Source organism: Yersinia sp. LJYL362, assembly GCF_048323875.1.
Genome location: NZ_JBLWEX010000303.1, coordinates 24,711 through 46,320, shown reverse-complemented (window position 1 = coordinate 46,320; position 21,610 = coordinate 24,711). Strand labels below are relative to the sequence as shown.

Below are 21,610 nucleotides of genomic sequence, written 5' to 3'. Positions count from 1 at the left end.
TATCGAGCAATTATATGTACGCGCCAATCAGCAGCCAGTGACAAAAAATCAACCCTTGGCGCAGTTATGGGTTCCCGACTGGAGTGCTGCTCAGCAAGAGTATCTGGCTATCCGCAAATTGGGGGACCGTGCATTGACTGCGGCGGCACGCCAGCGGCTACAGCTGCAATTTATGCCAGAAGAGGTGATTCGCAGTGTCGAAAAAAGTGGCCAGCCACAAACTCGGGTGACACTGCGCTCCCCCGCCAATGGTTATGTCAATAAACTGGATATCCGTGCCGGTTCGCAAGTCGCAGCAACGCAATCCCTGTTTGAGTTAGCCAGTCTCGATCCGGTGTGGATCGTGATGGATTATTCGCAATCGCAAGCCAGTTTGGTGCGGATCGGCAGTCAGATTGCTGCCAGTACGGCCAGTTGGCCAGGTGAATCTTTCCACGGCAAAGTCAGTGAATTATTGCCCAATATTGATCTCGCAACCCGAACTCTGAAAGCGCGTATCACCTTGGAAAACCCACAACAAAAGCTCAAACCGGGTATGTACCTGAATGTGCAATCGACACAAACAGATACGCTTGAACCGGTGCTGGCCATTCCACAAGAAGCCTTATTGATGACGGGCAATCGCAATACCGTGTTGCTGGCCGAAGGAAATGGTCACTTTAAGCCGGTTGAAGTCAGTGCCGGGCAAACTCAGGATGGTTGGGTCGAAATCAAATCAGGGCTGAGTCATGGCCAGTTGGTGGTGACCTCCGGGCAATTCCTGATTGATTCAGAAGCCAGCTTGCAAAGTGCCCTGCCGCAAATGGCTGACACCCCAGAAACCGGAGTGCCGGCCGTTGATAACAGCGCACCAGCGCCGGTCGATATTTACTCGGAACAAGGGGAGGTCAATGCGATTAATGGCTCAACAATCACGCTTTCGCATGGCCCGATAGCCGCATTGAAATGGGGCGCGATGACCATGGATTTCCTGCTGCCACCGGGCAAACTATCAGCTGATATCCACGTTGGTAGTGAAGTCAATTTCACCTTTACGTTGACTGAGCAAGGCGCACAGATCCGCCAGATCCAGCCGGTAAAAACCAATAACTCCAATAACAATATGGATATTCATGGGAGCCACTTATGATTGCCGCCATTATCCGCTGGTCGTTGCGTAACCGGCTGTTGGTGCTGCTGGGTGCGGTGATGATGGCTGCCTGGGGGATTTGGTCACTGCAACAAACCCCGCTGGATGCATTGCCGGATTTATCAGACACGCAAGTGATCATTCGTGTCAGTTACCCCGGCAAAGCCCCGCAAGTGGTGGAGGATCAGGTCACTTATCCGCTGACTACCACCATGCTGTCGGTGCCCGGCGCTAAAACGGTGCGCGGTTTTTCCATGTTCGGCGATGCTTATGTCTATGTTTTATTTGATGATGGCACTGATCCTTACTGGGCGCGCTCAAGGGTGCTGGAGTACCTCAGCCAGGTGCAATCTACCCTGCCCGCCGAGGCCAAAGCGGCACTGGGGCCAGACGCCACTGGCGTCGGCTGGATTTATGAATATGCATTAATTGATAGAACCGGCAAACACAGTCTGGCCGATTTACGTGCGTTGCAGGATTGGACACTGAAGTTTGAGCTGAAAACGGTGCCCAATGTGTCGGAAGTTGCCAGTGTCGGCGGCATGGTGCGCCAATATCAGGTGATTCTTGATCCAGAAAGGATGCGTGCGCTGAATCTATCTCATCAGCAAATCGCCAGCGCCATTGCCGACAGTAATCAGGAAGGCGGCGGCTCAGTGCTGGAAATGGGGGCTGCCGAATATATGGTGCGCGCCAGCGGCTACCTGAAAACGCCGGATGATTTTAGAAATATTGTGATTACCGCCCGTGATGGCATTCCTATTTTACTGTCTGATGTTGCCACCGTGCGCATGGGGCCAGAAATGCGGCGCGGCGTGGCCGAATTGAATGGCGAGGGCGAAGTGGCTGGCAGCATCATTGTGATGCGCTACGGCAAAAATGCGCTGGAAACCATCAACGGCGTGAAAGAGAAGCTACAACAGATTCAGCGCAGCTTACCCGCCGGAGTAGAAATTGTGCCGGTTTATGACCGCTCACACCTGATTACTCAGGCCATCGACAGCTTGTCATTTAAGTTGTTGGAAGAGTTTTTAGTGGTCGCGGTTATCTGCTCGCTGTTTTTGTTCCACTTCCGTTCGGCGCTGGTAGCCATCATCACCCTGCCCCTTGGCATCCTTGGTGCCTTTATTGTTATGCACTATCAAGGGGTTAATGCCAATATTATGTCGCTGGGCGGCATCGCCATAGCCATTGGTGCCATGGTGGATGCGGCGATCGTCATGATCGAAAACATGCACAAAGTATTGGAACAATGGCGGCGGGATCACCCAGGCCAAACACCAGTCAGCCAAGATTATTGGCGCATTTCAGAGCAGGCGGCGATTGAAGTCGGCCCGGCTCTGTTTTGCAGTTTATTGATTATCACTTTGTCATTTATTCCGGTCTTTACCCTACAGGCGCAGGAGGGGCGGATGTTTTCCCCACTGGCCTTTACGAAAACCTATGCTATGGCGGTTTCGGCTGGTTTAGCGATAACATTGGTGCCGGTATTAATGGGCTATTTTATTCGCGGGAAAATTCCTGACGAAAATGCGAATCCGATTAACCGCTGGCTCATCGCCCTTTATCACCCGGTGTTGACCGCAGTGCTGGCGCGGCCCAAAACTACCTTGGCCGTCGCAGGGATGTTATTGCTGGTCACCTTATACCCGCTAAGCCGCTTGGGCAGTGAGTTTATGCCCGCTTTGGATGAGGGCGATTTGCTGTATATGCCCTCGACTTTACCGGGGATTTCAGTGCGGGAAGCCAGCCATTTACTGCAACAAACAGACCGCTTAATCAAAACAGTACCCGAAGTGGATACCGTCTTTGGTAAAGCAGGACGTGCAGAAACCGCCACCGATCCCGCGCCGCTCACCATGATCGAAACCACTATTCGCTTTAAACCTAAAGATCAATGGCGGCCCGGCCTCACCATGGACAAATTGATCGAGGAACTGGACGCCACAGTCAATGTTCCCGGCATTGCCAATTTGTGGGTGCCGCCGATCCGCAACCGGCTGGATATGCTGTCTACCGGGATCAAAAGCCCGGTGGGGATCAAAGTAAATGGTAAGAATGTGCAACAAATTGAGCAAGTTGCACAGCAAATTGAGCAAGTGGTGCGCAAAGTACCCGGCGTGACCTCGGCGCTATCCGAACGTCTGGCCGGTGGCCGCTATGTCGATATTGATATCGATCGCAAACGGGCTGCCCGCTATGGTGTTTCGGTCAAAGAACTACAATCGTTGGTGGAAACCGTGATTGGCGGGCAAAACATCGGTGAAACCATTGAGGGCCGTGAGCGCTATCCCATCAATCTGCGTTATCCACGAGAAATCCGTGATTCGCTACAAAAATTGCGCGATTTACCGGTCGTCACCGCCAATGGCGGGCAAGTGGCATTATCTGAATTGGCGGATATTAAAGTCACAGAAGGCCCGCCGATGCTGAAAAGTGAGAACGCGCGCTTGTCCGATTGGGTTTATGTCGATCTGCGGGGTCGGGATTTAAAATCAGCCGTCACCGAGATGCAGCAGGCCGTCGCTCAGCAAGTCAAACTGCCGGAGGGCGTCTCGCTCAGTTGGTCTGGGCAATTTGAATATCTGGAGCGGGCAACCGCGAAACTGAAGATTGTCCTGCCGGTCACTCTCATGATCATTTTCGTGTTGTTGTATGTCACTTTCAGCAGTGTCCGTGATGCCGCCTTAATCATGGCGACACTACCTTTCGCGCTGATTGGCGGGGTCTGGTTGCTCTATGGGTTGGGCTATAACTTTTCCGTTGCCGCCGCCGTCGGCTTTATCGCGCTGGCGGGGGTTGCTGCCGAGTTCGGCGTGATCATGGTTTTGTATCTGAATCAGGCGGTGAAAAAACATCAACGGCCCGGTTTCCCAATGACCGCCAATGAAATGAGTGCAGCCATTCACGAAGGTGCGGTATTGCGAGTGCGACCAAAAGCCATGACCGTCGCCACGATTATGGCCGGTTTGCTGCCAATTATGTGGGGTAGCGGCACGGGTTCGGAAGTTATGCAGCGCATTGCCGCCCCGATGATCGGTGGGATGCTGAGCGCACCATTGCTTTCCATGCTGGTTATTCCAGCGGTGTATATGTTGCTGCATAAAAAAGACAGCAAACAACACTAAAGTATAATAAGGATTATCATAGCCCTGCATTCAGCTTTGCAGGATGCAGGGCTTTCTTATTGATACCTCATAACTTCTCAGCGCGCCCAGTATGACGAAAGGTTAAGTTAATCCGATATGCTCCCGCTGCGGGAGAAGACCCTGCTTTAATCGGCAATATACCGTGATAATTCAAACGAGACGGCCCACCCCACACCACCACATCACCTTCGCTCAATAAAACTCTCTGACATTTAGCTTCGCGAGATGCCCCACCGAATTGAAACACCGCTGGCAGCCCCAATGAAACAGAGACTATAGGTTGGCATAAATCCAACTCATCTTTATCTTGATGCAAGGATAACTTAGCCCCCACCTCATAACGATTGATCAAACAGGCATCGGGTTGAAAATGCACAAAACCAGCTTGTCGTGCAGCAGCAACCGCCAGTGACATAAAACGTTGCGGCATAGAAGGCCAACGCATTTCAGTTAGCGGATCAATCGCGCTATAGCGGTAACCCCGAGCATCACTGACCCATCCCAGCGAACCACAATTACTCATGGCAACCGACATCCGGTAACCTCCTGGCGTAATCAGATGCCGAAAAGGCGAAACGCTAGTTATCGCGGCAACTTCCGCTAGCAGCGACGGCACCTGCTCTTGGGCAAAATGATGCAGAACCAAGGCACCGGGCGCTAACTCTTCAACCCACGGCTCACTGGGTAATAGGGAAAACAGATCCAGGGTCATTATGGCCTCACTTTGCCTTAAGCAATTATCCCCCTAAAACTGATACAGTCTACTCCAACTCTCGGCTTAACTTACCGCGATTTCATTCCTCATCTCCTAACGCTGTTATGATAGGGAGAGGAAATATTATATTTAATATATTGAGATCTAAAAATTAGAGAGTTTCTCAATAATACAGAAGAATTGCGTAAAAATCACAATCAAGTGATAAATAGAAAATAATAAACAAATAATAAATCGTGATAATTAATGATAGTAAATAGCATATCTACACTCAATATTTCCTTGTTAATCACAATTACATCATGCAAGAATACGTCTGGTTGTTACTTAAAGACATTTAAGAATTAATATAAAGACAGACAAACAGCGAATTAATAACCTTTAAAACCGTACAACGACAATTTTAAGGCACACAACGTCAAAGAAAAATACTCACTTAACATAAATCTGCTTTACGCAAAATAAGATGAGATCTTAAAGAAATCAAAATAAATATACACCTTATACAGGATAGGTAGCCGTCAATATGGAGACAAATGAGATTGTGTTTAAATTAGAAGGAACAGTGCTATTTTCTCCCGCACAACGCTGTTTAAATGGCCCCAATGGTTCAGTCGTCATGTTAACTGAAAATAATCTGAGATTTTTACAGTTGTTGTTGAACGGAGTTACTGAAAAAGAGCAGATTATCAATCAAGTATGGAAAGAACAGCGTGGGGCAGTCAGCGAAAGCAGTTATTATGGGCAACTTTATATGCTACGTAAGGCATTTATTCAGGTTGGGCTGAAAGAATCTCTTATCCATACTATTCCGCGCAAAGGAGTCCGTTATACTGGTTCCGTGAGCCTGATAAAGACCAACAAAGGCCCTGAAGAACCGCAAGACTATGAGAATATACAGCAAATAGCTATTCTCCCTGCGCCTCCTCAGATAGCCATACCTTCTTTACGACCGGAAGGTCTCATTCCACAGACTCTTCAGACGGTCAGCACACCCAGCTTTTTTCAAAGCCACCGCGGGAAAAAGTTGATTTCTTTACTCGCCTTTTTCTCTTTCTGCTGGCTCTCATTTCTCTCAGTCTTAGTCATTATTATCTTGCTCGGTGGGGACAAACCGAATTCTTACTAATTCCGCTTAAATAAATATAATTTATGAAGACTAAATAGTAGTAACAAAAAGGATTTTCTATCCAATAAAATGTTTAATAGCTACCACTACGAACGAGGCGATTATAAAAATATCAATTCGGGTAGTAGCGATATACCTACTCAATTATTATTTTAAAACATCGGGAATAGTCCCAATACATTTAACAAGGAAAGTAAAATCATGATAAATTTAATGACTAAAGGCTATGTAGCGGCACAAGTGAATGCACAAGAATTTCTGAAAGACAATCGTGGTTCTATTATTGAATATGTCATGATTATTGCATTAGCCGGTATCCTTATTACTGCTGCTAAAGAGCCACTAACCACTTTGGTCACTGATTTAGTACAAACAGCTAAAGAGTCTGTCACTGCGAAATCCTAAGTAATTTAAATTTTAACACCGTTAAATGGCAGTCTCAGACTGCCATATTAGTCACATCTAACACAGGAAGCGTATTGAATATATTACAAATATCGTTAACCACCTTTTTAGTGTTGCAGTTACTGTTTATCTGTTATGGCGACATTCGCCATCGTGTTATCAGCAATAAATGGGTGATGACAGTTGCCATCAATACGTTAATGTTAAGCTTTATTATCTATACTACCATCAGTCTCGCCATTCCCCTCTTGGCTTTAGTCATAGGCTATATTATTTTTTATTTTAAATTGATAGGCGGCGGTGATGTTAAATTAATAACCGTATTACTGCTTACATTGAATGTGGAGCAATCACTCAACTTCATTCTTTATACGGCAATTATGGGCGGAATCGTGATGATAATAGGCATGTTAATCAACCGTGCTGATATTCAACAGAGAGGTGTACCTTATGCTGTGGCAATCTCTGGCGGCTTCTTATTGTCCTTTTTTTCATAAACAGAGAAAACGCTATTATACAATGATATAAGGTTATTATTATGAATCGAAAGTTTATTTTACTATGTTCTATTCTTATTATAGCCATAGGGGTTACTGGTATATTAATGGGAACGGTAGATGATAAAAAAATAACGAATAACTTTACTGCGCCAAATAAAGAAAAAGACGTTACCATCATATTGGCGCAAGCCACCACTGATTTATCTTTGGGTACCCTATTAACCCATACTGATTACACCATAAAAAAAATAACAGTTCCTCCGTCAAGTGAATTAATAAAAAATGACATGTCTGAAAATGCCATCATTAATAGCTATTTATTAAAAACCAACATTCTGGAGGGTTCCTACATTACCAAAGACATGCTAGCCTCTCCAGACAGTGATGAATTTAGTTATCTGAGCCTGCAGAAAGGTCAAATTATTTATAAATTTGATATCAAACAACAAGATGATTATTTGTTAAACACTTTAAATGTTGGAGATACACTCTCATTCCAATTAAGAACTCTTGAGACAGATCGAAATAAAGGAATGGAGTACGGAACCACAATAAATACCAAAAGCATAAATGATAGAAAAAGACAGACTTACTCATTAAATAGAATAATTCCTGACATGCGAATAATAAGGATGAAAAAGTATTCTACAAGTGAATTATCAGAAAAAAACAACAATAAACAAAAGACTGAAGATATATTAGTAGGTAATATTACTGTCATAATAAAAACTAAAGAGCTAAATTTGATACATATAGTAGAGAAATCTGGTGATATATTGCTGGTGCCGAGCTATAAGCCCGCTGATGGTGAACGCATATCTACCAATTTATATGACATTATCCCTAAACTGCGTACAACAAGAGAACTCAGAGGATGAGAATACTAAGGCTAAACTATAAAATCTGTAATATATTTCTTTTTATATCCATTGTAATGACATGGCAAGTGGCGATAAATAAAGCAAATGCTAAATTGATTTATTTATCGACTGGTGAGTCATATATTATTAACACAAAGGATGAAATAGATACCGTCTTTGTTTCTGCGGCAACTGTAGCTGACTATGAGCTCGTTGGTAAAAACAGTATGATTGTTTATGCAAAGAAAGAGGGACTCGCAGAATTTATATTGTTCAATCAGAACAATATACCGATTAAAAAATCCGAAGTTCTTGTTAATAACATCATTACTATGGTAGATAAAAGAATTAAGATTGAATATCCTGAAAGCAATATAGATATTAATAAAATAGGTGATAGTTATGTTCTGACAGGGATGGCAGACTCGGAGGACGCTAAAGAGACTATTAGCACCATTATTGGTGAGGCCATAGGCAGTAAAAGAATAAAATATAATGATGATCAACCATCTGACAATGGTCATTATGATGGGATTATCAATAAAATAAAGTTACCGCAATCCAATCAGGTGAATGTAAAACTCACTATCGCCGAGGTCACAAAAGATTTTACTGAAAATGTTGGGATAAACTGGAGCACCATAGGTGATTCTGTAGGCTCCTTCCAATTTTTTAGATTCAATGCAAAAGGGATCAGTACATTAGTTCATGCTATTAACGATAATGCAATTGCTCGCGTTTTAGCGGAGCCCAACCTCTCCGTATTATCAGGTGAAAGTGCCTCTTTTTTGGTTGGTGGTGAAATACCCATAGTGAGTACAACACAGAATAGCAGAGAAATTAGCTATAAAGAATTTGGGATAAAATTAAATATTGGCGCAAAAGTTAATGACAAAAAACGTATTCGTATTATTTTAAATGAAGAAGTTAGCAGTATAGGGAAGACGTTTAATATTAAAGGAGGAGACTCATATCCTTCATTAAGAACACGTAAAGCAGCCACGACATTAGAACTGGGGGACGGTGAGAGTTTCATTTTAGGTGGGCTTATCAGCAACACGGAGAGAGAGTCACTGAAAAAAATCCCACTGATTGGTGATATTCCCATATTAGGCGCATTTTTCCGCAACGCGCAAACAGAACAGAGCCAAACTGAATTGATCGTGATCGCGACGGTAAACCTGGTGAACCCTGTCGCCGAAAAAGATGTTGAATTGCCTAATTTTATACATACCTCAACGCTTGAGCGTTTTTTTAATTTTGCCTCTATCAAGGAAGTAAAAAGAGAAAAAATAGCCAGAGAATTTCTGCGCAAAGGCGGTTTTATTAAATGAGGTCACTTGTACCAGGTAAAGAAAGTCCATTTAGCATTATAGGTCAAGTAATGACTATTATTCATGGTGACATATGCAACTGATACTAAATAAGGATTTAATCAATAGAAAAGACAGTAAAACAAAAAACACTATTGCAATTATCTCCAGCAGAAACTGGCTGGTAGAGAAAGTATCTGAAAAAATCAGACTTGCTGATATGAATAATATTAAAGAGATAAATAAAGATATCTTTACTGCTCAATCAGTTAATCTGCCAGAGCAAACTATAGGTGCAATTATTGATATCGGCAATGACATCAATATAGAAAATATAGCAGATTTAATAAAAAAACATACACCACGAGATTGTTGGTGTGTATTAGTCGGAGATATTGACTCAATCAGTGTTGCACAGCAATTTACTGAACGAGGAATACTATATTTAAATATTCAGTCACAATCTACTGAACTGACGCAACTGTTGCTGAAAGGCATTCAGATAGAAACAGAAAGAAAGGCCTTTGTTACTAGTGTACTGGGTTGCAAAGGTGGAATAGGCACTACGCTACTCAGTTATCATTTAGCGTATGAAATCTCACAAATAAAAAAATCGCCCACTTTATTATTGCAAGGTAACCAAGGATCTCAAGATCTTGACCTTGTAACAGAAAAAAAGATGAACACAGAATTCACTGAATATCATAAACACTTAGATCTTATGTTATGTAAAGAGAAGCAATTAACTGAGATAGATAGTCAAACGAATAAAAAACATAACTTTATAGTTTTTGACCAATCAATTCATAATGCGACAAAAGAAAAAATAATAGATTACATTGAACAATCCAATTGCATCATTATATTATTCGATAATAGCATGATGTCAGTTAGAGTTGCCAAAGAATTCATTGGGATATATGACAGATTTAAAAGAGATAACAGACAAGCCACTCGATTAATAATTTGTTTAAACGAAAGCAGACCGGTCACTAAAGGGATGCTAGATACCGCTGATATACAGTCATTATTGCAAAAAACTATCGATGTACACATACCCTATATCAATAGTACAAAAGTCTCATTAAATGACCAGTACTATTTTGGCAGAAAAAAAACCAAGATAATCGCATTAGCCAAAAATACAATGGGCATAAAGGTAAAACCTATTATTGATAATGGAAAATGGGTAAACAAAGTAATAGCAAGGATTAAAGGCAGAAGATAAATAATGAAAATATCATTAACTGTACAAGAGTTAATTAGAGAGAAAATGTTAGCGAATATAGATATAGATAAAGTTGAACATCTTGTCGATGACTACAGTAGGCTTAATGGATTACTGTCCAAAACATTTTATGATTTATTCAATGATAATGAATATCAAATTACGACTCAAGACCAGAAAAAAATAATTTCAATGATAGCAGATGAAATCACTGGATTTGGACCATTAAGAGAACTTATGGAGGATGATTCTATCAGTGACATTATGGTTAACGGTCCGAATAAAATATTCATTGAACGTTCTGGCTTGATAACGTTAACTGATCGCCGTTTTATTAGTAATACTCAACTGACAGATATTGCCAAGCGCTTAATGCAAAAAGTCAATCGTCGTATTGATGAAGGCCGCCCCTTAGCTGATGCTCGGTTAATTGATGGAAGTCGTATTAATGTTGCAATGAGCCCGATTGCTTTGGATGGTACTGCACTGTCTATCCGAAAATTTAGTCATAATAAACGGAAGTTAGAAGACTTAGTTGATATGGGCGCTATGAGCAGTGATATGGCCAACCTTCTGATTATTGCTGCCAGTTGCAGGGTTAATATTGTTATCTCAGGAGGTACTGGCTCAGGCAAAACAACGTTATTAAATGCGTTATCAAAATATATTTCTAAAAGCGAAAGAGTGATTACTCTTGAAGATGCAGCCGAGTTGAATCTCGAACAACCACACGTTGTCAGAATGGAAACGCGATTAGCGGGTCTGGAGAATACCGGGCAGATTACTATGCGGGACTTAGTCATTAACTCACTGCGAATGCGCCCAGACAGAATTATTATTGGCGAATGCAGAGGTGAAGAAACGTTTGAAATGCTTCAAGCGATGAACACTGGCCACAATGGATCTATGTCAACATTGCATGCTAACTCGCCCCGTGATGCTATTGCTCGCCTGGAAAGCATGATCATGATGGGGCCGGTTAACATGCCTCTATTTACTATTCGACGGAATATTGCATCTGCAATCAATCTTATTGTTCAAGTTTCACGAATGAATGATGGCACAAGAAAAGTAAGGTACATCAGCGAAATTATGGGAATGGAGGGTGATAACGTTGTACTACAGAATATATTTTCTTTTAAACCAGACAACACACGTGATGAATATGGAAAAATTCAAGGGGAATTTATCAACCATGGGCTGTTTGGCCGATCTTCTATCAGAATAAATGCTGAAATGTATAGTCTATCCAATGAATTAAAGAGTATTTTTTCTACGGTGGAAAAATGATTTACTACATAATTATTTTGTCTGGAGTATTAATAATATTATTGAATAATCTAAAATGGATAAAAATAAAAAAATCTATAATAAATTCAAACGAATTAACATTCAATAGTGATTTTTTTCTGACTATTTTTTTAAAAAGATTATTTGTAGAATGGTTACAGTATTTGCATGACATTATTAAAAGAAAAAATAAACTGCATATCGCAATACCTGTCATTTACTCAGTATGCATTTACTATGCAAACACACTTTGGTTACATTTTAATTTATTTTCCATTTTCATCTTTACCTTCATAAGCATTATATATATACAAATAAAACAATCACGAAAAATGCATCATGAGATTTTTAAACAAGACTTTCCCGAAGTTCTCTTGATGATAAATATGGCAGCAAGTAGCGGTACAAGTATCAATCAAATATTAGAACGCTGCGGGCAAGAAATACACGGCTCACTAGGGTATGAAATGAGCCTTATCTGTCGACGACTTAATCTGGGAGAGTCTCCTGAAACCGTTTTCTATGATGCTTACAAGAGATTTAATTATCCTGAATTCTATTTCCTTATGACTATTATCTTACTTAATCTACAGCAGGGGGGGCAATTAAGAGAGTTGACTAATCGCCTATCACAAGTAATAACAAAAAATAAAACAGCAGAACAAAAAAAATCCGTAATGACAGCTCAAACAAGAATGTCAGTCAATATTATTTCTATTATGCCTTTTGCCTTCTCTTTTTTACTTTATTTTATTGACTCTACCAGCATAGAATCCATGTGGAATCATCCCATTGGAAGCATTATTTTCTACTATATTATAATCAGTGAATTTATTGGGGTTACTATAATAAGAAACATGCTCAGGAAAACGATATGAATGCATTTTTTTATATATTGTTATTATTACTAGGATTAGTGCTTTTACTTAAAACAAACTCAAGAGTTAAAAGAATCTCCGTATACAATAAAATAAATGAGGCTGACGAGTATAAACACAAAATAGAAGATAAAAGAGACGTAAAAAATCAACATAAAGATCTTTCTATATTTATTAAAATCCCATTTTTTCTTGACAAGTCGATTTATTTTAAAATATTTATAATCACCATAAGCTTGATGGCAATAGTAATATTATCGGAGAGCAATTTGGTAGAAGTTAATTTTATAAATTTACTGATTTTTGGATTGATAACTATGATGATTGTTTTATATTTACCTAAAATAATCATTAAACAAATTGTCACCAGAAGAACGGATTCTATGCTTAAGTCCCTGCCTTTTTTCATTGATATCACTGCTGCATGTGTTCAATCTGGGATGACAATAGACAACTCACTCAGTTATACTGCCAAAAAATTTAAAATAATCAATTCAGATTTGAGTCTGACTATTATTAAAATAACTAAGCGAGCAGAAATAAATGGGCTAGAATCTGCTATTAAAGAATTTCATCAATGCTCTTCCTCCATGGAGATAAGAATGTTTTGTAGTGCGCTACAATACAGCATTATTTTTGGATCCAGCATATATGAACAATTAATTAAATTATCTCAAGATATACGAGAAATGCAGTTATTAATTATGGAGGAAAAAATAAGTAAGCTATCCACTAAATTAACATTTCCGCTTTTTATATTTATTCTTATCCCATTTATTATATTAGTTATATCACCTAGTGTGTTGGAGATACTCACCTATGTACAAAAATAGCCGCCGCATCCTTATTATCTTTATTTTTACCTTACTAATAAATGCTTGCTCTTGGAATAGAGATATGAGCAGAAAAGAGGTTAGTTATCGGGAAAGCATTTTGACCAAAGCAAAAAATTATGGCGGACTTATTACCTTGTATCGTAATAAATTGAAAATAAAAGAAGATGATACTTTTCGGTTAAAGTTAGCTAATGCTTATTATCTTGCTGGAGACACCGAGTCATCATTATATTTTTTAGAACCCATAGCGCATAAAAAAAATGAATCGATTTATTTGCTACAGGCCAAAAATCTTATTAATAAAAATGATGATGCCACAGCCAGCATAGTTATTAATAAGTTAATCACTATGTCACCAAAAAATGCAGAAGCACATAATATGAAAGGTATTATTTTAGCCAGTAATGGTAAAATTAATGAAGCTAAAAAATCTATTAATCAATCTAGAAATTTATTTATTTCTGATGAGATAGCCATGAACAATCTTGCTGTAGTCGCGATGCTCGACAAACGTTATACAGAGGCAGTAAGGATATTACTTCCGGATTATTTAGCAGGGAAACGAGGGAGTTTCATGTTACACAACTTGGTATTCTCTCTTATCAAAATTGATGATGATAAATATGCAAAAAAGATAATATTAGCGGAGAAAATGGCAAAAGACCCAGATGAACTCATATTGGCGCTTAGTCAAATTAATACCCTCGACAAAGATAATGTTATCTCAGTGAGCGAAAAATGAGTGAGGTCCCACTACGTTTTTTTCACTCAAATAGAGGCTCTATTACTATAGAATTTTCAATGGTATTTATTCTATTTTTATTTATATTACTACTGAGTGCCGAAATATCTCGCTTATGTTATATTTCTGCCAGTTTAGATTTTGCCGTTTCTGAAGCAGCAAAGTCGGCTAAGAATAAAGATCCGAGTAATAACTCCAGTTCTGCATCAGTGTTACAACAAAAATTAGCTGCGCACCATGGCATCTTAGGACCCTTTATCACTGAAGGTAATAAGGTAAACATAAATATTGCTTTTAGTGAAAACATTTCTGATATTATTAATAATAATACTTCAAATAACGATACATTATCTCTAGCCAGATACAGTTTCCGATATTTATATCGCCCCTTTTTTTTCCCCATATCACCATATTGGGCGAATACATTACTATTACGGGAGGTCATTTTTGCACAAGAAAATTAACCCAAAAAATTTGCTTTCAGATACTCAGGGCGCAGTTATTGTTGAGTTTTCTTTTATTGTCTTGACCATGATTATTTTCATAAAGGGACTAATATCAATTTCAGAATATTATTCTACCATCGGAAAATTGGATCGTATTTCGTATTCATTAGCGGGAATAATACGTGAAAGAGCTCGATTATATAAAAACAATGAGTTAACACAGTTACAAGTTAATCAACTAAAAAAGATAGCGGATAATATGCTATCAGATTCAGGTTTATCTGAAGCTAACCTCGCGATAAAGATAGAAACAGTACATTTTAATGCAACTCAATCATCAGTAGCCGAAGATAAAGTCATCGATAATACAAAAAGTTTATCATTTAGCAGTGGATCTTGTGAACCGGATAAGCCGCTTAAAGCCTTAACCCAGTTATCATCATTCAGTAATGTCGGGAGATGGATACCTCTTTATCAAGTGACATTATGTTTACCTGCTGACACTTGGTATAACATGTTATTTATCCAAAGAGGAAATGCTATTTCTATTAAGTCATCATCCATGACCATAGAACGCTAATTTATAAATGAAATTGATATAGCTATTACACAGTATAGGTTATTTATGTTTAAAAAAAGAATTTATTTTATAAAGAATGAAAACGGCTCGATATTATTACCCTTTATCACTCTCATTCCTTTTATTATTGGGCTTCTTTTTCTGTCTTTTGAAATATCTCGTTTTATACAAAAAAAAGCCAAACTATCGGATGCTATAGAACAAGCGACATTAGCACTGACAGTGGAAAACGACAGTAACAACCCTAATGAAATCCAAACAGCAAGAAACACTGAATTGGTAACTTCTTATGCTAATGCCTATCTGCCATCAGAAATATTTTCCAAACCGGAGATCGAAATAATGACTCATCTTACTCATCTAGAATACCGGGCGACAGCGACAATGAGTTACTTCCCTCAATTCTTAACCAAAAGTCCTATTACCAATACAGATAAGAATATCAGCATGACTGATAATGCTATAGCCAGAAAAAGCCTATTTACGGCTCCAACAGAAAAAACAGATGTGGTTTTTGTTGCAGACTATTCAAGTTCAATGAATGGTTATTTCAATAGTGGGGATACAACGACAAAAATAGAAGAATTAAGAAGGATTTTTAAAAGGTTAAATAACTCTATATTGAGAAATGATAATATTAAGAGCATTGGCTTTGTTCCATTCACATGGGGAACTAAAATCATCATAGGAGATGGAGCTAACAACGAACAGTATTGCCACTTTCCTTTTGTACCAAAGATAACTATTCCAACTGGAAATTACCTGAAAAATTCAAATAATTATGATATAGATCTTGAAGTCACATTGGCTATAAAAAACAACATTGACTATGATGAAACCATCAAGTCTATAACTCAATCTCGTGATTTTATTAATATACCTATGGATGATATAAATTCTGAAGTATTTTGTTTAAGATATTCAGATGCTCATACTTTAAGATCTGATGGTATCACTAATGAAATGATTGAGGAAACTATAGCGGGAAAAACCGAAGGTCACACATTAATAAGTTCAGGTATCTTATCAGGAAACGATATATTCAGGAACGAAAGTAATAATAAAAATAAGCTAATGATTATTCTTTCTGATGGTAATGACAATGATGTTTCGTCAGACAGTCCTGGCGATAGGATAACAAATAAACTTATCAAAAAAGGGATGTGTGAAAAAATCAAAGAAAATAATATTCGAATGATTTTTATTGGAATTGGATATATTCCCAGTGGGATAGATTGGAAAAAGTGTGTCGGGGAAGGCAATTTTTATCTGGCAAAAAATGCTCATGAATTAGAAGTCGACCTTCGCCAGGCGTTAGGATCAATAGAAATTCGTGAAGTCGGCCGTAATACGCCGAAAGATTAATATTAGGCGCGGTAATATTCACCGCGCCTGTTTTGATTATTTTGCGCCGCCCGCTTCCATGCCGACTAACCCAACCTTGAGATAACCTGACTTACGTAATGCATCCATCACACTCATCAGTGTTTCATAATCCACCACTTTGTCTGCCTGGAAGAAAATGGTGGTTTCTTTATTAGATTGGGTCACTTTATCCAGCGCTGCCGCCAGCGTCTCACGGTCAACCTGCTGCTCGCCGACATAAAGCTGATTATCAGCCTTAACAGTCAGAAAGACCGGTTTCTCTGGCCGCGGCTGTGGTACCGCTGAAGATGCTGGTAAATCCACTTTGATATCAACCGTTGCCAATGGTGCTGCCACCATAAAGATAATCAGCAATACCAACATGACATCAATGAAAGGTGTCACGTTAATTTCGTGCAGTTCACCGCTTTCATCAAGGTTATCGTTCATCCGCATGGCCATAAATCACCCCGCACGCAATTGATGAGGTTGCTTAGGAGACTTTGCTTCAGCGCTGCTGCTCAAATCAAGATCACGGCTCAGTAGCAATAATACCTGTGCGGCGACATCCCCTACCTGAGCGCGGTAAGATCCAATCAAGCGAGCGAAGATATTATAGATAACAACCGCTGGAATTGCGGCAACCAAGCCAAGTGCCGTCGCCAACAGCGCCTCGGCAATACCCGGAGCAACAACAGCCAGATTGGTTGTTTGTGAGTGGGCAATACCGATAAAACTGTTCATGATGCCCCAAACCGTACCAAACAACCCAACAAACGGAGAAATGGCACCGATGGTTGCCAGGAAACCGTTGCCTTTGCCCATTTGGCGACTGATGGCAGCCACACGGCGCTCCAGACGGAAAGCAGTACGTTCTTTAATACCGTTGTTGTCGTTCGATTCTGCCGATAGCAGGCGCTCATTTTGCGCCTCACGCAACAATAGACCGCTGATACTCTCTGGAGAAAAAGCCGCTACCCGCTCGGATGCTGTATCAAGATCAGTGACTGCACCGATAACCTCATGCTCTTGCTGTAAACGGCGACGTGCACGGAATAACTCAGTTCCTTTGGAGAACAAAATGGTCCAGGTTACGATGGATGCCAGCACCAGGCCAATCATTACGCCTTTGACGACCACATCGGCATGCTGATACATGCCCCAAACAGAGAGATCCATCGCCAACCCTTGTGCTGCGGGCGCGCTGAGTGGTTGAACCATCGGAGCCGATGGTGCAGGAGCCACCGCGTCTGTATTAGCAGGGGCAGCTACAGATGTAATTTCCGGTGCAGGTAACGGCGTTGATGTTGCCGTTGTTGGTGTAGCAACAGATGCAGCGACTGCGCTACTGTTGCCTGGCGCGGCGAATGCATGACCGGCTAAACCTGCCACCAGCAATAATGCCATCGCACCTTTCATCATTCGACCTTGCGCGAATGATTTATCTTTAATCTTTTTGCCAGCTGTTTTCACGCTGTGCCTCCACCCAATATGCATATCAATTTAAGGACGAAATCAGTTGCCGATCATATCAAACAAATCGGGGATTGATAGTAATTATCATTAGTATTTGCGCCTATTCTTGAGAAAAAATAAGAATTGCCCTGATATCAGGGACTACGCAGCTTATTAAACAGATATGCGTTCCTGGCTGTACAGATTGAGTGACACACCATGTAAAGTTCAGAGAGGGTTAACGCCATGAAGCTCGACGATCTAAAATAGGGTGTTCCCTCACGACGACACCTTAATAAATTCCCTATTTCATCACTTAAACAGCATTTTTCCATCGTAAACTCTCCGAAAACAGCGCGTCACCCTCTTGAGTTATTTTCATGGTGAAAGCTGCTCTCACACCACAATCATCATGCTAACGTAAGGGATAAATACATTCCTATAATGAATGCTGACCATAGAATAATGGACACGCTGATAAGAAGGTGGCAACGCGACATGTCTGCAAATAAATCTACGACAGAAAAACTGGAAACAACCTTAGTTAGCGCGGGCAGGAGTAAGAGATTTACCCAAGGCTCGGTCAATACCGTTATTCAGCGCGCATCGTCTCTGGTATTCGAGTCAGTGAAAGCAAAAAAACACGCCACTATTAATCGCGGCAATGGCGAATTATTCTATGGCCGTCGAGGCACGTTAACCCACTTCTCGTTGCAAGAAGCAATGACCGAACTCGAAGGCGGTGCGGGTTGTGTGCTTTACCCTTGCGGGGCTGCGGCTATCAGTAATGCCATTTTGTCATTTGTTTCCACAGGCGATCACCTGTTGATGACCGGCTCGGCCTATGAACCAGCGCAAAGTTTTTGCGATAAAATCTTATCGCGCATGAATATCACCACCACTTATTTTGATCCTATGATGGGCGCGGAGATAGCTTCATTAATCACACCGGAAACCAAAGTGGTTTTCCTTGAGTCACCTGGCTCCATCACCATGGAAGTGCAAGATATCCCCGCCATAGTGAAGGCTATCCGTGCGGTTGCTCCTGAAATGATTATCATGATGGACAATACTTGGGCGGCTGGGGTGCTGTTTAAAGCATTGGATTTTGATATTGATATCTCCATCCAATCAGGCACTAAATACATTATTGGTCATTCCGATGCCATGCTGGGGATTGCGGTTGCCAATTCCCGTTGTTGGGAGCAACTGCGGGAAGACTCATACCTGATGGGGCAAATGGTGGATGCCGATACCGCTTATCTTGCCAGCCGAGGCCTACGTACGCTGGGTGTTCGCTTAAAACAGCACGAAAAAAACAGTATCGAAATCGCCAACTGGCTGGCAAAGCGGCCGGAAGTTGCTGTGGTTTACCACCCTGCGCTACCCGGCTGTAAAGGGCATGAATTCTACCAACGTGACTTTACGGGCTGTAATGGTTTGTTTTCTTTTGAATTAAAAGAAGAGCTAACTCAGCAGCAGCTAGAGGCCTATCTCGACCACTTTACCCATTTCAGTATGGCTTTCTCATGGGGCGGATTTGAGTCATTGATTCTGGGTTATCAGCCCAAGGATATCCGGGCAATCCGCAAATACGAGGGCGAGGGAATCAAAGGCACATTGTTCCGTCTGCATATTGGCCTGGAAAATGTGCAAGATTTGCAGGAAGATTTAGTTGCAGGGTTTGAACGCATCAAAGCTACGCAGTAGAATTTCTGAGCGATATGGTTTGTCTATGCGCGGTAACGATAACCGCGCATTAATCCTCTCTTACACAAATAATGTCAACGGCACGTATATATCCCCTCAAAAATTCAGTTATTGAGGATAAGATCAATGTGGTTCAGCGCCATTACGGATACACTACGTAGGACCTCATAACAATATCCTCACACGATAGGCAAACAGGAACAGAAATGGATGTATTACGCGAAATCCTTCATGCCTTATGGCAGCAGGATTTTAGTAAACTTGCCGACCCGAATGTGATTTGGGTTATTTACGGCATACTCTTTACTACCCTCTTTTTAGAAAATGGTTTACTACCGGCCTCTTTCCTCCCGGGTGATAGCTTATTGCTATTGGCGGGTGCATTAATTGCCAAGGGTGTCATGGCGTTCTTGCCTACCATGATAATTCTGACTGCCGCGGCCAGCCTGGGCTGTTGGCTGAGTTACTTGCAAGGGTTGTGGCTGGGAGATACCAAAGTGGTCAAAAGGTGGCTGTTGCAGCTGCCCGTTTATTATCGTCAACGCGCCCATAACCTGTTTGTTCGCCATGGTCTGGCGGCCCTGATTATTGGCCGTTTTTTGGCTTTTGTTCGGACTTTATTGCCCACTTTGGCGGGTATCTCCGGCCTAAACAGCGCCCGTTTTCAGTTTTTTAACTGGCTCAGCGGCCTGCTATGGGTGGGGAGTGTCGTGGGGCTGGGCTTTGCCCTTAGCCATATTCCTCTGGTTAAGCACTATGAAAATCAAGTCATGACTGCACTGATGATTTTACCGATCGTTTTGTTGCTGGTGGGGTTGGTTGGTACGTTGGTGTTGGTCTGGTGTAAACGTAAAAGCGTGACGGAGTAATCTTCTCCGCTCGAGCAGCAAAACGGCGCTCAGTGCGCCGTTTTGTGTAGATATCACCTCAATTAGTGCGTAACTTGGCAACTTCTTCGCTCGGCGTCAGGCCGAAATAGCGTTTAAACTCGCGGCTAAATTGTGAAGCGCTCTCGTACCCCACCTTATTTGCAGCGGTGCTGGCTTTTAGCCCATCGTGTAACATCATCATTCGCGCACGGTGCAACCGGTAAGATTTCAGGTATTGCAGCGGAGAGGTATTCGTCACCGCTTTGAAATTATGATGAAACGCTGAGACGCTCATATTCACATCTGCGGCTAATTGCTCAACATTCAGGTTATCGGCAAACTGATTTTCGATACGCCGCAATGTTTTGGTAATTTGATTGAAATGCCCGTGGCGATTCACTAATGCCTGTAATGCTCCGCCACACTGACCACATAGCACGTAGTAGATAATTTCTCGCACGATTTGTGGGCCGAGTACCCTGGCATCACGAGGATTAGACATCACATCCAGTAACCGCTCAGTGGCGCATAGCATCTCTTCAGTCAGCACCGATGAGTTGACGCCAGAGGTATTACCGAAAGGTTTATCTAACTCATCATCACCAATATCTATAATCAAATCCTGCAACATCTGGCTGTCTATATGAATAGAGATACCGGCTAACGGCACTTCCGGGCTAGCGAAGGTTTCACATTCAAACGGCAACGGTACAGTCAGAATCAGGTAGTTCTTCGGATCGTATTGAAATACCTTGCTACCCAGATAGCCCACTTTGTGTCCCTGAAAAATAATGACCACACTTGGGGTGTACATCACTGGCGTGCGCGGTTGATGCACCGTGGAATACAGAATTTTCACCTTTGGTACAGCGCTGGGGGTTAAACCATTGCCCTGAGCCAACTGGGTAATCTTCCCCGCCATCTGTGCCTGAATATCATCAACCTCAACCATAATGCCTCACCTGCCCTGTTAGCCTGACATGACCTATCATCTATCTTACAAACATCTGT

The 21,610-nt window shown here is 41.4% G+C and carries 21 protein-coding genes; 17 read left to right on the top strand and 4 right to left on the bottom strand.

Going from position 1 to position 21,610, the window contains the following annotated elements; all coding sequences use genetic code 11:
• Both ACNSO8_RS22920 and ACNSO8_RS22915 read left to right on the top strand, forming a co-directional pair.
• Positions 1-1,129, top strand: a 1,129-nt coding sequence (locus ACNSO8_RS22920) for an efflux RND transporter periplasmic adaptor subunit (protein WP_418396031.1), incomplete at its 5' end; no start/stop codon positions are given.
• Positions 1,126-4,257, top strand: a complete 3,132-nt coding sequence (locus ACNSO8_RS22915) for an efflux RND transporter permease subunit (RefSeq protein ID WP_418396030.1) — start codon at positions 1,126-1,128, stop codon at positions 4,255-4,257. The genes ACNSO8_RS22920 and ACNSO8_RS22915, both read left to right, overlap by 4 nt.
• A gap of 67 nt (positions 4,258-4,324) precedes the next feature.
• Here ACNSO8_RS22915 and alkB read toward each other — a convergent pair whose 3' ends face one another.
• Entirely contained in the window at positions 4,325-4,990 is a 666-nt protein-coding gene (alkB, locus tag ACNSO8_RS22910; RefSeq protein WP_418396029.1) for a DNA oxidative demethylase AlkB, read from the bottom strand.
• Between the two features lie 529 nt (positions 4,991-5,519).
• Here alkB and ACNSO8_RS22905 point away from each other — a divergent pair.
• The 13 genes from ACNSO8_RS22905 (at position 5,520) to ACNSO8_RS22845 (ending at position 16,565) form a co-directional block, all read left to right on the top strand.
• Positions 5,520-6,122, top strand: a complete 603-nt coding sequence (locus ACNSO8_RS22905; protein ID WP_418396028.1) for a winged helix-turn-helix domain-containing protein — start codon at positions 5,520-5,522, stop codon at positions 6,120-6,122.
• Positions 6,123-6,323: 201 nt separating this feature from the next.
• Positions 6,324-6,527: a pilus assembly protein gene (locus ACNSO8_RS22900; protein WP_418396027.1), complete on the top strand. Its 204-nt coding sequence runs from the start codon at positions 6,324-6,326 to the stop codon at positions 6,525-6,527.
• A 74-nt stretch (positions 6,528-6,601) separates the two neighbouring features.
• Entirely contained in the window at positions 6,602-7,024 is a 423-nt protein-coding gene (locus ACNSO8_RS22895) for an A24 family peptidase (protein ID WP_418396026.1), read from the top strand.
• A 41-nt stretch (positions 7,025-7,065) separates the two neighbouring features.
• On the top strand, positions 7,066-7,905 hold the full coding sequence (locus ACNSO8_RS22890; protein ID WP_418396025.1) for a tight adherance operon protein: 840 nt from the start codon (positions 7,066-7,068) through the stop codon (positions 7,903-7,905).
• 56 nt (positions 7,906-7,961) lie between these two features.
• Complete coding sequence (locus ACNSO8_RS22885; protein WP_418396024.1) at positions 7,962-9,221, top strand: type II and III secretion system protein family protein; 1,260 nt, start codon at positions 7,962-7,964, stop codon at positions 9,219-9,221.
• Positions 9,222-9,294: 73 nt separating this feature from the next.
• Positions 9,295-10,428: a pilus assembly protein CpaE gene (locus tag ACNSO8_RS22880; RefSeq protein WP_418396023.1), complete on the top strand. Its 1,134-nt coding sequence runs from the start codon at positions 9,295-9,297 to the stop codon at positions 10,426-10,428.
• A gap of 3 nt (positions 10,429-10,431) precedes the next feature.
• Positions 10,432-11,718: a CpaF family protein gene (locus ACNSO8_RS22875; RefSeq protein WP_418396022.1), complete on the top strand. Its 1,287-nt coding sequence runs from the start codon at positions 10,432-10,434 to the stop codon at positions 11,716-11,718.
• Positions 11,715-12,596, top strand: coding sequence for a type II secretion system F family protein (locus ACNSO8_RS22870; RefSeq protein ID WP_418396021.1), 882 nt, complete (start codon positions 11,715-11,717; stop codon positions 12,594-12,596). Before ACNSO8_RS22875 ends, ACNSO8_RS22870 begins: the two co-directional genes overlap by 4 nt.
• Complete coding sequence (locus tag ACNSO8_RS22865) at positions 12,593-13,429, top strand: type II secretion system F family protein (RefSeq protein ID WP_418396020.1); 837 nt, start codon at positions 12,593-12,595, stop codon at positions 13,427-13,429. Before ACNSO8_RS22870 ends, ACNSO8_RS22865 begins: the two co-directional genes overlap by 4 nt.
• Positions 13,416-14,174, top strand: coding sequence for a tetratricopeptide repeat protein (locus ACNSO8_RS22860; protein WP_418396019.1), 759 nt, complete (start codon positions 13,416-13,418; stop codon positions 14,172-14,174). Before ACNSO8_RS22865 ends, ACNSO8_RS22860 begins: the two co-directional genes overlap by 14 nt.
• Positions 14,171-14,638: a TadE/TadG family type IV pilus assembly protein gene (locus tag ACNSO8_RS22855; protein ID WP_418396018.1), complete on the top strand. Its 468-nt coding sequence runs from the start codon at positions 14,171-14,173 to the stop codon at positions 14,636-14,638. Before ACNSO8_RS22860 ends, ACNSO8_RS22855 begins: the two co-directional genes overlap by 4 nt.
• Positions 14,622-15,200 (top strand): tight adherence pilus pseudopilin TadF, encoded by a 579-nt coding sequence (gene tadF, locus ACNSO8_RS22850; protein ID WP_418396017.1) that lies wholly within the window; start codon positions 14,622-14,624, stop codon positions 15,198-15,200. The genes ACNSO8_RS22855 and tadF overlap by 17 nt, the downstream gene beginning before the upstream one ends.
• 45 nt (positions 15,201-15,245) lie before the next feature.
• Positions 15,246-16,565, top strand: coding sequence for a TadE/TadG family protein (locus tag ACNSO8_RS22845; RefSeq protein WP_418396016.1), 1,320 nt, complete (start codon positions 15,246-15,248; stop codon positions 16,563-16,565).
• 36 nt (positions 16,566-16,601) lie between these two features.
• Here ACNSO8_RS22845 and exbD read toward each other — a convergent pair whose 3' ends face one another.
• On the bottom strand, positions 16,602-17,027 hold the full coding sequence (gene exbD / locus ACNSO8_RS22840) for a TonB system transport protein ExbD (RefSeq protein ID WP_418396015.1): 426 nt from the start codon (positions 17,025-17,027) through the stop codon (positions 16,602-16,604).
• A 3-nt stretch (positions 17,028-17,030) separates the two neighbouring features.
• Complete coding sequence (gene exbB, locus ACNSO8_RS22835) at positions 17,031-18,038, bottom strand: tol-pal system-associated acyl-CoA thioesterase (protein WP_418396014.1); 1,008 nt, start codon at positions 18,036-18,038, stop codon at positions 17,031-17,033.
• Positions 18,039-18,518: 480 nt separating this feature from the next.
• On the opposite strand from exbB, the gene metC reads away from it, so the two are divergent.
• Together metC and ACNSO8_RS22825 are read left to right on the top strand one after the other, a co-directional pair.
• A complete protein-coding gene (gene metC, locus ACNSO8_RS22830; protein ID WP_418396013.1) occupies positions 18,519-19,730 on the top strand; it encodes a cystathionine beta-lyase in 1,212 nt (403 codons plus the stop codon).
• Positions 19,731-19,936: 206 nt separating this feature from the next.
• Positions 19,937-20,599, top strand: coding sequence for a DedA family protein (locus ACNSO8_RS22825; protein WP_418396012.1), 663 nt, complete (start codon positions 19,937-19,939; stop codon positions 20,597-20,599).
• 58 nt (positions 20,600-20,657) lie between these two features.
• Here ACNSO8_RS22825 and ACNSO8_RS22820 read toward each other — a convergent pair whose 3' ends face one another.
• Positions 20,658-21,551, bottom strand: a complete 894-nt coding sequence (locus tag ACNSO8_RS22820) for an AraC family transcriptional regulator (RefSeq protein WP_418396011.1) — start codon at positions 21,549-21,551, stop codon at positions 20,658-20,660.
• Positions 21,552-21,610: the final 59 nt, after the last annotated feature.